Source organism: Leptospiraceae bacterium, assembly GCA_024233835.1.
Lineage (GTDB): Bacteria > Spirochaetota > Leptospiria > Leptospirales > Leptospiraceae > JACKPC01.
Window position 1 is genome coordinate 307600 of sequence record JACKPC010000005.1, and the last position, 13047, is coordinate 320646.

The 13047-nt window shown below is 39.7% G+C and carries 13 protein-coding genes; 10 read left to right on the top strand and 3 right to left on the bottom strand.

The window, feature by feature from the left end:
* The first annotated feature begins 7 nt into the window (after positions 1–7).
* The 9 genes from H7A25_21620 to H7A25_21660 all read left to right on the top strand — a co-directional run bounded on the left by H7A25_21620 (position 8) and on the right by H7A25_21660 (position 9003).
* Entirely contained in the window at positions 8–853 is an 846-nt protein-coding gene (locus H7A25_21620) for a DMT family transporter (GenBank protein ID MCP5502512.1), read from the top strand.
* Positions 854–1037: 184 nt separating this feature from the next.
* Positions 1038–3257 (top strand): molybdopterin-dependent oxidoreductase, encoded by a 2220-nt coding sequence (locus H7A25_21625; GenBank protein MCP5502513.1) that lies wholly within the window; start codon positions 1038–1040, stop codon positions 3255–3257.
* Positions 3258–3274: 17 nt separating this feature from the next.
* Positions 3275–3835, top strand: a complete 561-nt coding sequence (locus H7A25_21630; protein MCP5502514.1) for a 4Fe-4S dicluster domain-containing protein — start codon at positions 3275–3277, stop codon at positions 3833–3835.
* Positions 3836–3847: 12 nt separating this feature from the next.
* Positions 3848–4834, top strand: a complete 987-nt coding sequence (gene nrfD / locus H7A25_21635; GenBank protein MCP5502515.1) for a polysulfide reductase NrfD — start codon at positions 3848–3850, stop codon at positions 4832–4834.
* Positions 4831–5355, top strand: a complete 525-nt coding sequence (locus tag H7A25_21640; GenBank protein MCP5502516.1) for a YeeE/YedE family protein — start codon at positions 4831–4833, stop codon at positions 5353–5355. The genes nrfD and H7A25_21640 overlap by 4 nt, the downstream gene beginning before the upstream one ends.
* Positions 5355–5972: a YeeE/YedE family protein gene (locus H7A25_21645; GenBank protein MCP5502517.1), complete on the top strand. Its 618-nt coding sequence runs from the start codon at positions 5355–5357 to the stop codon at positions 5970–5972. Before H7A25_21640 ends, H7A25_21645 begins: the two co-directional genes overlap by 1 nt.
* Positions 5962–6606: a rhodanese-like domain-containing protein gene (locus H7A25_21650; protein ID MCP5502518.1), complete on the top strand. Its 645-nt coding sequence runs from the start codon at positions 5962–5964 to the stop codon at positions 6604–6606. The genes H7A25_21645 and H7A25_21650 overlap by 11 nt, the downstream gene beginning before the upstream one ends.
* Positions 6593–8149: a cytochrome c3 family protein gene (locus H7A25_21655; protein ID MCP5502519.1), complete on the top strand. Its 1557-nt coding sequence runs from the start codon at positions 6593–6595 to the stop codon at positions 8147–8149. The genes H7A25_21650 and H7A25_21655 overlap by 14 nt, the downstream gene beginning before the upstream one ends.
* A gap of 146 nt (positions 8150–8295) precedes the next feature.
* Positions 8296–9003 (top strand): DUF4469 domain-containing protein, encoded by a 708-nt coding sequence (locus tag H7A25_21660; GenBank protein ID MCP5502520.1) that lies wholly within the window; start codon positions 8296–8298, stop codon positions 9001–9003.
* 206 nt (positions 9004–9209) lie between these two features.
* On the opposite strand, the gene H7A25_21665 is transcribed toward H7A25_21660, so the two are convergent.
* The 3 genes from H7A25_21665 to H7A25_21675 all read right to left on the bottom strand — a co-directional run bounded on the left by H7A25_21665 (position 9210) and on the right by H7A25_21675 (position 11814).
* Complete coding sequence (locus H7A25_21665; GenBank protein MCP5502521.1) at positions 9210–9617, bottom strand: hypothetical protein; 408 nt, start codon at positions 9615–9617, stop codon at positions 9210–9212.
* Positions 9618–9622: 5 nt separating this feature from the next.
* Complete coding sequence (locus H7A25_21670) at positions 9623–10129, bottom strand: hypothetical protein (GenBank protein ID MCP5502522.1); 507 nt, start codon at positions 10127–10129, stop codon at positions 9623–9625.
* An 86-nt stretch (positions 10130–10215) separates the two neighbouring features.
* Positions 10216–11814 carry a hypothetical protein gene (locus H7A25_21675; protein MCP5502523.1) on the bottom strand — a complete coding sequence of 533 codons (1599 nt, stop codon included), beginning with the start codon at positions 11812–11814 and terminating at the stop codon, positions 10216–10218.
* Between the two features lie 88 nt (positions 11815–11902).
* Here H7A25_21675 and queA point away from each other — a divergent pair, with 88 nt between their 5' ends.
* A complete protein-coding gene (queA, locus tag H7A25_21680; protein MCP5502524.1) occupies positions 11903–12943 on the top strand; it encodes a tRNA preQ1(34) S-adenosylmethionine ribosyltransferase-isomerase QueA in 1041 nt (346 codons plus the stop codon).
* Positions 12944–13047: the final 104 nt, after the last annotated feature.

Below are 13047 nucleotides of genomic sequence, written 5' to 3' on the forward strand. Positions count from 1 at the left end.
GTTATTTATGCAAAAAACCCTGGGGAGCTTTTTCGTATTTCTTTCTTCTTTCTTTTTTTATATGTCAACCGTAAGTATTCGTTGGGCCAGGCAAGAAGTAGTTATACATCCCGCTTTTTTTGTATTTGCCCGGTTTTTACTGGGAACTCTTGTGTTTTCAGGAATATTTCTTATAAAAAGAAAACGAATCCGCCCGGTTCATAAAGGCTATCTTGCCGGAAGAGCCATTTTTAATACAATTGCTGTTCTCATGTTTTTTAAAGCGGTTCATGCTACAAGTTCTTCCGAAGCCAATATCTTAAACATGACTTATCCTCTCTTTATCGCAATTATTTCTTGGATATTTCTAAAGAAAGAAAGAAATTTGCATAGTTACCTTATCGTATTCCTTGCGTTTATCGGAATCTTCTTAATCGTGAATCCTTTTTCTATTCATGCGAGTTTACAAAGCTTATGGGGACTCGGTTCCGGTATTGTTGCTGCTATAGCGATAATTTTTTTAAATTTATCCCGTCAATATGATGATTCAGATACCATATTATTCTTCTTATTTTCAAGTGGTACTTTTTTTATTTTCCTTCTATACTTTTCCGTTTTTCATATTCCTTCCGGCAAGGAATTATATTACCTCGGTCTGTGTGCTATAAATGGTATCTTAGGACAATATTTATTAACTTTAGGATTTCGATATATCACTGCCATTGAAGGAGGAATTATCTCTTCAACCCGAATTATATTGGCAGCTTTTCTTGGCCCAATCATTGCTCAGGATCCACCGTCCACGATAGCCGGAGTCATTGGCGCAATTTTAATTTTTCTTACAAATATATATCTTATAACAAGAAAGAAATAATAAACAGAGATACATCCCATCGAGACAAGAAGCATTTAGCTTCACTTTTACTTATAATGCGAATCAATCTCAATATACTAATATGATATTTTTCATAGAGATTTTATAATTACTATTTGACTTTCTAAAATCATAAGTAGAAATTAGTTAGAGGAGGACTGGTATATTATACCCGGTATACTATATTATGATTACAAGAAGAGACTTCCTAAAAATAGGTGCAGCGGTATTCGCAGGCACGGCTGCCAGTAAGGTAGCAACTGACACATTCGATTCTCCACTTTATGCCGATTCGGTAAAAGATCTAAAACCTGATAAAAAAGTTCCTACATTTTGTGAGATTTGCTTCTGGAAATGCGGTATGCTCGCCAGTGTAAAAAATGGAAAGATCATAAAGGTAGAAGGAAACCCGGATCACCCACTCTCCAATGGGCGACTTTGCCCGAGAGGAACCAGTGCAAGGGGAATTATTTATGATAAAGATAGACTGCAAACTCCCCTTATCCGAACGAAATCAGCATCCGGAAAACAAAAGTTTGAAGTGGTTAGCTGGGATAAAGCACTCGATGAAGCAGCCGGTAGATTACAACAAATAATGGAAAAGCATGGAGCTGATAAAATAGCACTTTTCTCCCACGGTCATGGGGGAAGCTTCTTTAAGACTCTCCTTAAAGGCATGGGCAGTAAAAATGTAACAGCTCCCAGTTATGCACAATGTAGAGGTCCGAGGCAAGAAGGTTTTGGACTTACATTCGGTAGAGATGTGGGTTCACCCGAGGGTCTGGATTTACCCTACACACGCTGTGTGGTTATGATAGGTTCTCATCTTGGAGAGAACATGCACAATACCCAGGTGCAGGAACTGAGTAAAGCCATAGATAACGGAGCCAGTTTTATTACAGTTGATCCACGCTATTCAACTATGGCAGGAAAATCAGATTATTGGTTACCCATAAAACCGGGAACTGATATTGCACTTCTTTTAGCCTGGATAAATGTGATGATAACTGAGGGCATTTACCAGAAAGAGTTTATTGCAAATAATGCAAGTGGTTTTGATAAGTTAGCCGCTCATGTAAAAGATAAAACTCCCGAATGGGCTTATCTACATACAAGTATTGAACCTGATTTAATTCGCAAAACAGCCCGATTTATTGCAAAGAATGCACCTGCCTCGATTATCCACCCCGGAAGACACGTAGTCTGGTATGGAGATGACACACAACGTTCTCGTGCCATTGCAATACTAAACGCTCTCTTAGGCAACTGGGGAAAGCGCGGTGGAATTTATATGCCCAGCGGAATGGGAGTAAAAGAAGACGCCCTACCTGATTTTCCTGAGCAGAAAAAATTTAAGCTCAAACCCAAGCAGATTTTTCCTTTCGCTTCAGCAGTTCCGGCTCAGTGCTATGTAAATTCAGCCATAGCGGGAGAGCATGAGATTCAGGAAGGAGAGCAAATGCGGGCCTGGTTAGTCTATGGTTGTAATTTACCCACCACCCTGCCCGATCCCAGACAGGTAAGGAAAGCTTTACAGGCACTTGACTTCGTTCTTACTATCGATATTCTTCCCGCAGAAATTACTGCATATTCAGACATTGTACTTCCGGAAGCAACATTTCTGGAGCGATATGATGACTACGATGATAAACCTTTCCGTACTCCTTATATAGCGATACGTCAACCGGTTGTTGAGCCTTTATATCAGAGTAAACCCGGCTGGTGGATAGCTAAAAATTTGGCGAAACGAATTAAGGTCAACGGAGAAAGCCTCGAAAAATATTTCCCGTATAAAGATATGAAAGAAAAGTTGGAGAAAGAAGCCAAAATTAATAATTTCTCTTTTGTGGAAATCGAGAAAAAGGGCGCGATTACCCGGAAAGTCGAGATCTATGATAATTCCCCAACCATGAAATTCTCCACAAAGTCAGGGAAAATAGAACTGTATTCCCAGGCTCTCACTGATGCAGGCTTTGCCGGTCTTCCGGAATATATCCCTCAGGAAGAACCACCGGAAGGATACTTTCGCTTACTTTTCGGAAGACACCCGGTTCATACTTTTTCCAGAACATCGAATAACAGCGTAAGCCTTGAGATTTTCCCGGAAAATGAACTCTGGTTGAATACGGAGATAGCCAGGATTCTTGGAATTAAGCATGGTAGCTATGTAGTTCTTCAAAACCAGGATGGAGTTAAAAGCGGCCGCATAAAAGTAAAAGTTACCCAGAGGATCCGCCAGGATTGCGTCTATATGGTGCATGGTTTTGGAAACAAATCAGAAAAATTGACAAAGGCATTTAACAGGGGAGCTTCTGATAGCGATATGGTAACACGCTATAAAGAAGATCCTATAATGGGTGGAACAGGAATGAACGTCAATTTTGTAAGCCTGATAAAGGCATAAAGGATTAGGATAAGACGATGAAAAAAAGATACGCAATGGCGATAGACATGGAAAAGTGCGTTGCCTGCAATGCCTGTGTCATAGCCTGCAAGGATGAAAACAAAGTCCCGGACGGACATGCCAGAGAATGGACAGTGCAAATTGTTTCAGGAGTATTTCCTAATCTTACCATGGAAAACTACTCCGAACGTTGCCATCATTGTAGTAACCCTCCCTGTGTGTATTGTTGCCCTACCGGGGCCTCTCACACTATTGAAGGTGGCATAGTAAAAGTAGATCCGGATATGTGCATAGGTTGCAAGGCCTGTGTGGCTTCTTGTCCTTATGATGCTCGTTACGTTCACCCTCAGGGTTTTGTGGATAAGTGTACATTCTGCGACCATAGAGTAGCTGAAGGGAAAAATCCGGCCTGTGTGGATATTTGTCCCACCTATTGTTTGACTTTCGGAGATATGAACGATAAGAACAGCGATATATTCAAACTGGTTCAGAAACGGAACTACAAGAAATTAAAAACAGATGCAGGAACCGAACCGAATCTGTATTTGCTTTACGGTAAAACCGGTAAAAAAAGGTAAGGGCTTAGAACTATGGATACTGAAATTACCATTACGAGATCGAACCCTCACATCGATCCTAATTTAACAATCTGGGGCTGGGAAATTCCAGGCTATCTGTTTTTGGGTGGTCTGACTGCGGGAATTTTAATTCTTTCGGGAATCTTTTACTTAATGAAAAGAGACAAAGAACTTCCGTTTACTGTGAGGACAGCTCCTATTTTCGCACCCATCTTCTTGAGCATAGGTATGCTATTCCTGTTTCTGGATCTGGAGCATAAGCTTTATGTCTGGAGACTTTATCTTACCTTCAAGTGGACATCTCCAATGTCCTGGGGTTCCTGGGCGTTAATCCTTATGTTTCCCTCATCCATTCTCTTTGCCTTGATGCAATTAGAAGAGGAGAATCGGCAGATGCTGAAGAATTTCTTCGAAAACCTGTCTCCTTTACGTTTTGTTGCAGGATTACTTTCAAAAGCATTTGACCTGGCCGAGAGAATAAAACCCTACGGGAAGATAATTGCCTGGGTAAATATTGTCATGGGAGGATTCATCGGAATCTACACCGGGATATTAATCAGTAGCTTTGTAGCGAGGCCTTTCTGGAATACTTCCGCACTCGGGCTTCTCTTTCTTACTTCCGGAATATCAAGTGCCAGTGCCTTTATGATACTCGGTTCCCGAAACGAAATCGAAAAAAGACTGATGATTAAAATCGATGTGGGCTTTTTAGTAACCGAGTTACTCATTCTCATCCAGATTTTTATAGGATTCTTTACCTCTTCCGCTTACCACAATAATGCCGGTAAGTTGATTTTTGGAGGAGATTTCACCGGGTATTTCTGGATGCTGGTTATACTACAGGGTATCCTGTTCCCACTCTTCTTAGAAGCACTTGAGTTGAAAAAAATCTTTCATTTCCGAATCCTTACCCCTCTATCCGTCCTTTTTGGGGGATTACTTCTCAGGATTCTTTTTGTTTATATAGGACAACATTCTTACATAGGGTTACATTTATGAATCATAACCAAAAACCAAAACCTTATCTTTCACCTTATATCGCAGGCATTGGTCTCGGTCTCGTTCTTCTCTTAAGTTATGTAAGTATGGGACGGGGACTCGGTGCCTCCGGAGCCATCACACGCTTTACGGGTTACACGATGAATGCAGTAGCTCCCGAACATACAAAAAACCTGAAATATATGAGTTCGTATATAGAAGACGAAAAGCATATACTCAATGAGTTCCTGGTCTTTTTACTTCTGGGAGTTTTCGTAGGCGGATTTGTCAGCGGAGCCTTCGGAAACCGGGTCAAATTCATGATAGATAAAGGACCGCATTTTTCAGGAGGAGCCAGGCTATTTTTAGCCTTTAGTGGAGGAGTCATTTCGGCTTTCGGTGCAAGGCTGGCAAGAGGTTGCACTTCGGGACAGGCTCTATCGGGAGGAGCGACACTTGCTCTCGGTTCCTGGATTTTTATCATAGGAGCTTTTGCCGGTGGTTATCTCACCGCGTATTTTGTCAGGAGGCAGTGGCAATAATGGAATTCATTTTACCTCTTTCAAAAACTGGTTTTATCGGTCGGGAACTTGGCATCATCATAGCGATGCTATTAGGTTTCGGTTTTGGTTATTTTCTGGAAAGTGCAGGCTTTGGCTCGTCCAAGAAACTCTGCGATAACTGGTACGGTAGAGACTTTGCTGTAATCCGGGTCATGTTTACAGCTGTTATCGTTGCCATGGTAGGAATCTTCGGATTACACTATCTGGGAATCATGGATTTCGACCTGGTTTATATCAATCCTACTTATATCTGGCCTCAAATCGTGGGTTCTGTGCTTCTCGGAATCGGTTTTGCCGTGGGAGGCTATTGCCCCGGAACCACGGCAGTCGCCATGTCAACCGGAAAGATTGATGGCTTTATGTTCTTCGGAGGTTTTGCTTTCGGAGTTGGAATGTTTGCTGAAGCCTATCCTTTCTTTGAGAAATTCTACAATTCTACTGCCCTGGGGAAGAAGTTTTTAACTGACATCATCCCTCTTCCATACGGAGTTCTGGTGTTTATTATTACTGTTTTTGCCATCGGACTTTTCGCTGTTTTAAGAAAAATTGAAACCGCAGTAAACACCGGTTCAGGGGAGGCAGGACATGCTGAATAAATGGAATAACTTTCTGCAATTCTTAGAGAAGAGAGGAAGTATCCTGATTATTGCCTTAAGTTTTTTCGTGATGATCGGAGCTTTTGCAACCAATCGGGACAGGCCCAAAACTTTTACCTTTTCTCCCAATACCACAAACCGGGTTATCAGTGTTCAGGAACTGGCGAGCTGGTATTTGGAAAATAGAAAGGATTTCGAAGTTTTAGACATGCGGGAAGTGGATAAATATAAGGAGAATCACATCAAAAATGCGATTAGTTGTCCGGTTTGCCACTCTGATAAAAGCGATGCTAAAGCTAAATTACAGGCCTCAGAAGTAGTTCCCGATTTCCGAAAAAAGCTTGTTTTATATACCCAGTCAGGGGATCAACCCCTACAACTTCCCAGAATACTGGCCAGAAACAAAAGAGTTTTCATGCTGAAGGGTGGCTATAATGCCTGGAATGATGAAATCATGAAACCACAGGAGTATAAGCCGGAAGATACACAGGAAGAATTTATTCGAAAACAAAAGCAAAATGCAATCTCAAATTATTTCCAGGGAAAAATGGATATACAGGTCCCGGAAAAAACCGTAAAGAAAATACCAAGGAAAAAACATGTAATCTCCTCAGGACCTGATGAAGGCTGTTAAAAGCTCGATTCAGTCCACTTTATATACCTGCTTTCTTGTCTTATTTTTATTTTCCTGTAAAGAAAGCAGGGTTTTTTCTTCTTCTACCTGTTTAAACTGTCATTCCCAAACAAGCTCTATTCACACACCTGAAATAAACTGCTCTTCCTGTCACCTGGGTGATGAGAAAATTACAGAAAAAGAAGAAGCACATAAAGGTATGGTAGTCATACCCGGAAACCTCGATGCCAAAAGTAATACCTGTGCGAATTGCCACCCTTCTCAAACCCATACCATTCTTCATTCTCCCATGACTCGAAACAAAGCTATGATAGAAAAAAATCGAAGAGTTTTCGGAGAAGCCAATAAAACAGAAGGACTAAATAGCTTAAAGCCCGAACACAGTGCCGCTGATTCTTATTTTGCCGGGATGTGTGCTTCCTGTCATTTAGGAATCTCGAAGACAAGCTTCGGAATGTTTGCCGCCTATGAAAAAGGAGGAGGTTGTTTGGCCTGTCATCTTTCTGAAAATGGAGAGGAACACTTAAGAATCAACCGCTATCCTACCGACGAAACCTGCTTTAATTGTCACTCCCGCTCAGGAAGAATTTCCTTAAGTTATAAAGGTTTATTTGAACTAACGAATCCGGAAGAAACAGATATACCTTTTAGCCTGCCAGATGGTAGAGTTACCTACAAACAAAAAGCTGATCTGCATTATGAGGCCGGATTGAGCTGTATAGACTGTCATGGAAAGGAAGATGTCATGGGTGACGGAAAGAGCGAAACGAAAACCGAAGCCGTTAAAGCCCGTTGCACAGACTGTCACAAGAAAGATAGAGAGTTTAAAATTACTTTAAAACATAAGAATAAAGTAATTTTCGTAAATGCTTATAAACAGCATTCAGGTCATGATACAGAACATGATAAATTATCCTGTGAAACCTGCCACAGCCAAAAAGCTCCCCAATGCTATGGTTGTCACATCAGCTATGAACCCGAATTCAAATCTTATAACCATCTTACAGAAAAAATGGAAAAGGGCAAATGGATAGAAGAATTCGGAGAATACCGTTCGGAACTCCCGGTATTAGGAAAAACAAAAGATGGAATCATTCGTCCTTTTGTTCCGGGTATGAAATTAAGTATCGATACTTCAAAGTTTTATAAGAAATCAAAACCTCTCATCAAAGAGAATCTCTTTTCGCCCCTGTCTCCTCATACCAGCAGTAAATCCAGAACCTGTAAATCCTGCCATCAATCTCCTTACGCTCTCGGATACGGAAGCGGAAAATTTCAGTTTGATAAACCGAATCCTGTTTTCCGGCCCGATTATGCCCTTGATAAAGAAGAAATCGCTGAAGACGGATGGATAAAACCCTTTCAGGCTCTTACTCCAAATAAGCTTTATAGCACCGCAGACGGCGGCAGACCCCTAAACCCAAACGAACAAAGAAGAATCCTACAGGTTGGAAGCTGTTTTCGCTGTCATAAGGAAGAGAGTGAAATCTTCCAGAATTGGGAAAAATCTAAGAACTATCAACATCTCCTGAAAAATAAATAAACTTTTTCTTTTATAAAGCCACAAAAAAACCTTGCAGGTAAAACCGGTAAAAACAAGGTTCAAAGATATTGCTATTTATGCGAAAATACAAAGAGCTAAAAGTAGTAATGCAAAAAAATCAAATTTAAAAATATAAGGAGTTCCGTATGATTCTATATGGACTTTACCGCAGTATTATCGGTAAATTACCCGATAAATTTTTTGCGAGACCCATAACCCCTCAAGTTTATGAAACAGAAGATGTGATTCGAAGAATGCTGGAAAGTGGCTCCACCATAACCCGAAGTGACATCATTGCTGTTTATCATGATATGAGAAAAACCATCCAGAACATTTTGCAGGAAGGTGGTCGGGTAAACCTCAATGGCTTCTGCCAGTTCTTTCCTGTGATAAAGGGCGTCTTTGAAGATGAATTCGATTCTTTTGATAGTTCCCGCCATAGTCTGGATATTAGTTCCCGTGTATCAGCCGAGTTTAAACTGGCCTTTCAGGATGTAAAACTGGAAAAAACAGAAGTCAAACCCAATCTTCCGAACCTGAAAGCGTTTCTTGACCTGAAAACCGGAGAGAAAAATTCTATCATTTCCTCCAATAGTATCGCTGCCTTAAAAGGAAGTAACCTGAAATTCGATCCTTTCCAGGTAGATGAAGGACTCTTTTTACAAAATATGCAGGATAAACATTATATCCCGATAAATCTTCTTTCCAGAAATACAGAGAGTGAACTTAATTTCTTCTGTCCTCCGGAAATCACAGAAGGAGTTCCCTATCGCCTGGAACTTCGGAATAGAATTCGAATGTCCAAAGACTTGAAGAAAACTCGCTCCTTATATGAACTGATAGGAGCCGCCTGATATTGCCTTTCTTCTTCCTGTGTAAACTGTTCGTATTCAGTGTGTAAGCCGCTCGTATTCGGTGTGTGAGCCGCTCGTATTCGGCGCGTAAGCCGCTCGTATTCGGTGTGTGAGCCGCTCGTATTCGGCGCGTAAGCCGCTCGTATTCGGTGTGTGAGCCGCTCGTATTCGGTGTGTGAGCCGCTCGTATCTGTAAAGATTCAGTATCAGGGAGAAGTTTTTCTTTCGTTGTGGATTAAACCTTTAATCACCCGGTCCAAGAGAACTTGCATGGATGGAGCCTGTTTGATTTCTTCATCCACCCAATCGACTAAGTCCTGCCTGCCTTTCTCTTTCAGACTTTTATATAAATAATCAATTAAAGCCTTATATTCAGACTTTTCATACGGAACTCGATTTTCGGATTCTTCTAATAAAACACGGGATAAGCTTTCAGCAAGATTTTGCTTTCGGAAGCGGGTTTTAAACTCTTCAGGTCTATCTTTAAGCAGTAGAAGTTGGGTTAATTCCCTGCGAACTGAGACTTTCTCTTCCTTATGTTGTTTCTGATAAAGATAGAAGCTCGCAAGAGCAAAAAGGAAGAGAAAGAAGAAAATGGCGAAAAGCTTTTGCAAGAAATCTAAAATAAACTTTTAAGCTTATCTAAATTCTTTAAGTCTAAACCACCTTTTAAAGGGCTATCCATACTTTTTTTAGTTTCTATCGGAAAGTTCCTTCCTTTCACCTGTAAGTCTCCTTTTACAGCATATAACCACTGGTCCTTTAAAACAAGGGAAGGGATTTTGCTGGCAAGTTCTTTCACGTCGTTAATCACAATTTTACTTTCTAAGGTAACGGGTTTTCCAATGGATAAACTATTGACTCCTTCCGGAAGCTTAGAATCAAATGCTTTCACATCTTCAACAAAAATATTCAGACCCATCTTATCTACCGGTAGAGACATATTAGGTATAAATGGTGAATTGGCGAGAATATCATAAGCTACAGTAAAATTTGTATTTAGAGGTTTTTTATAATCCGGGTTTATATTCAGAAGCTTAAGGTTATTTACATTCACCTCGAAAGATTCGAAAAGAGCACAGGAAAATAAAAACAAAAGAGGGAAAACTAAAAGAGTCTTTTTCATACTATATCTCCATTTCATTCAAATATGCCAATATTGATAGAGATAAAAGATACTGTCAACGAGAAAGCCGGTCTATTTTTCCGGTTCTAAGACTTGATTTCTTTATTGATTAGTTTATCGAGATTCTTTTCGGTAGGCTCGGATAAAAAATCATCATCGGCAAAGGACTCCGGTTCCAACTCATCATCAATAAGCTGGTTTATATCCATTAACTCATCCTCAGACTCCAAATCTATCTTTTCTTCTTTTTCTTCAAGTTTTTCTTGCTTGGGTTCTGTTACATCGGTCACCTGAACCGGTTGTAAATCCCCTTCTTCTTCAGCCAGTTCTTCTGTGATAAGACCTTCTACATCAAAAGAAGGAAGTTCATCATCTTCTTCATTTTCCACTTTTGTCTCCTTTTTGTCTTCTTTCTTCTCCGGTATAAAATTAGAAGCTGGAAGTTGTATCTGTGGATTTGTATAAATTAGATCTTTTTCAAGATTAGAATCAATTAAAGACTCTATATCAATGAGACTATCTGTTTTACTGGGAGATGAATCCCTATCTTCTTCATGTTGTAGGGTTTCAAAATGATGGATTTCTTCGGCTTCTTCAACCGTTGATATGGGTAAATTTTCCAATTCTTCTTCAATCTCAGGTAAAGGAGTATAAACACTGGTTTTACTGAAATCTATCAGGTTTCTATCTATATCCTCTTCGATTAAGGAATCAAGATTAATCACTTCAGCTCTTTTAGAAGGAGCTTTTTTCACTTCCCGAATTTCTACTAATTTCGGTTCTTCTACAGGCTCCTGCCTATCGTCTTCAGATAAAATCTCATCCAGATCAATTATACCGGATATAGAATTAAAATCAATCTTTGCTGCTGTTTTACCGGGTTCCGGTTTTGTATTAATATCTTTTAATAGATCGCTTATATCCTGATTTTTAAATTCATTTCCGGGATGATTATCAGGTAATTCTTTTTTCTCAAATGATTTCTCCGTTATAGCCTCATGTAAGGAACTGAGATTAAAAGAAATATCCTTAAAACTTCCATCGTCATTCAAGATGAGAGATTCTTTCGCAGAATCCAAGCTATCAAAGACTAAACCGGAAATTTCTTTTTTTTCACCTAAAGCTACTTTTTCTGTTCGGGTATGAACCGTTGGAATTTGAAAAGCCAGTTCCCGGTATAAATAATAATCTTTTTTTAGATAATTCTGAAAAGAAGTAATGTATTTGAGTTCGGTTTTTTCCCAATTCAAATCCTGTAGATAAGTGGCTACATCATAGGTTTTACAGTTATTATTTAGATATAAAAGAGCCTTGCAGATGAGGACATAAATATCACGAATTTCTGTTTCCGTACTTAAAAAAGCGAAGTTTCTCTTTCCCTGGATCCTGTAGATAGAATCGAGCAATTCAACATCCGCATTAAATACATCCTCTTGATTTCCTGTATACTGGATAAAATTAACTGTAATTTGTTTATCCTGTAAACGTTCAATTAAGGGTTCGAAGAAATGAGACTCTTTCTTGGAGGAAATAATAAAAACTCGGTTGATATTTTTAGAGCGATAATTTTCTATACGAGAGTTGAGGTTTGCTTCTTTCTCTCCTTCGGGAGATGGAGGTAATGGGGAATCGATAAGACAGATACTGCCGGTTCTTCCAAATGGTATATATTTCTGTTTTTGCACTTATTTGAACCCCTACTCCAGATCATACTAGAACTTTTTTCTTATATATGTCCACTCTATTTTATCGTCAGTCAAAAGGTAGAACCCAATGGAAAATTTCGAAGAAGCTTTAAGACCTTTCCACTTTGAGTTAGAACCGAAGCTTATTGCTTCTTACCCGGCTCCCAATCGAGATGAATCTCGCCTGATGATACTGAATCGAAGAAAAGAACAGATTTCTATAAAACCCCATTTTAGAGATATCAGCTCTTTCCTTCATGCAGGAGATCTGATTGTTTTCAATGATAGCCGGGTGAGCAAAAGAAGGCTCTATCTGCAATCAGAAAAGGGAAGAGAACATGAATGTCTCTTTTTAGAGAAGCAGGACCAGGCAAATATCTGGAAATGTATGCTTCGAAAACCGGGAAAACTTAAAAAGGGAGATATACTCAAAGTTGGAGGCACTTCTTTCCATTTTCTCTATAATGAAGGGAAAGAATCGTTTATTGATTCCGTTCAGGAACTGGATGAGTCCTTCTTTGAAACCTATGGAGCTATGCCTATTCCTCCCTATCTAAAACGAAAAGCGGAAAGTCTGGATGAAACGCGTTATCAGAGTATCTTTGCAAAAGAAGCTCGTTCTGTTGCAGCTCCTACGGCCGCCTTACACTTCAGCCCTGAACTAAAAATGAATCTCGAAAAAGTCGGAATTGATTTCTGCCCCGTCTCTCTCGATATTGGCTACGGCACCTTTTCTCCTTTGGACGAAGAGCAGTGGAAACAAAAGAAATTGCATAAAGAGAAATACTTTGTTAGTAAACAAAGCTCTAAGCTTTTAAATCAGGCTAAAAAAGAAAAAAGAAGAATCATTTCTCTCGGTACGACTTCTCTGCGTGTATTAGAATCCATTTATGATAACCAAACGAAAACCTACAGGGATGCTTACGGAGAAACACAACTTTTTTTACGACCGGGCGATAAGATTGAATCTATCCAGGGACTTATCACGAACTTTCATTTACCCGGAAGCAGTCTTCTTCTTTTAGTAGCTGCTTTCTGCGGACAGGAGTTTATCATGGAAGCCTACAGAACTGCTCTTCAAGAAAGAATGAGATTTTTTTCCTATGGAGATGCCATGTTTATTTATTAACAGATAAAAATTAGTCCTTATAGTATTATATGCTGTCGGGAGTCAAAGGAATAGAACTTGACAGGATTGAAAAAATGTTGGAGACTGAGAAGAGTGGGAGAGTA

Excerpts from the sequence above, each read along its gene's own strand:
- H7A25_21620 (MCP5502512.1), top strand. The coding sequence starts at position 8 with ATGCAAAAAACCCTGGGGAGCTTTTTCGTATTTCTTTCTTCTTTCTTT.
- H7A25_21630 (MCP5502514.1), top strand. The coding sequence starts at position 3,275 with ATGAAAAAAAGATACGCAATGGCGATAGACATGGAAAAGTGCGTTGCC.
- nrfD (MCP5502515.1), top strand. The coding sequence starts at position 3,848 with ATGGATACTGAAATTACCATTACGAGATCGAACCCTCACATCGATCCT.
- H7A25_21640 (MCP5502516.1), top strand. The coding sequence starts at position 4,831 with ATGAATCATAACCAAAAACCAAAACCTTATCTTTCACCTTATATCGCA.
- H7A25_21645 (MCP5502517.1), top strand. The coding sequence starts at position 5,355 with ATGGAATTCATTTTACCTCTTTCAAAAACTGGTTTTATCGGTCGGGAA.
- H7A25_21650 (MCP5502518.1), top strand. The coding sequence starts at position 5,962 with ATGCTGAATAAATGGAATAACTTTCTGCAATTCTTAGAGAAGAGAGGA.
- H7A25_21655 (MCP5502519.1), top strand. The coding sequence starts at position 6,593 with ATGAAGGCTGTTAAAAGCTCGATTCAGTCCACTTTATATACCTGCTTT.
- H7A25_21660 (MCP5502520.1), top strand. The coding sequence starts at position 8,296 with ATGATTCTATATGGACTTTACCGCAGTATTATCGGTAAATTACCCGAT.
- H7A25_21670 (MCP5502522.1), bottom strand. The coding sequence starts at position 10,129 with ATGAAAAAGACTCTTTTAGTTTTCCCTCTTTTGTTTTTATTTTCCTGT.
- queA (MCP5502524.1), top strand. The coding sequence starts at position 11,903 with ATGGAAAATTTCGAAGAAGCTTTAAGACCTTTCCACTTTGAGTTAGAA.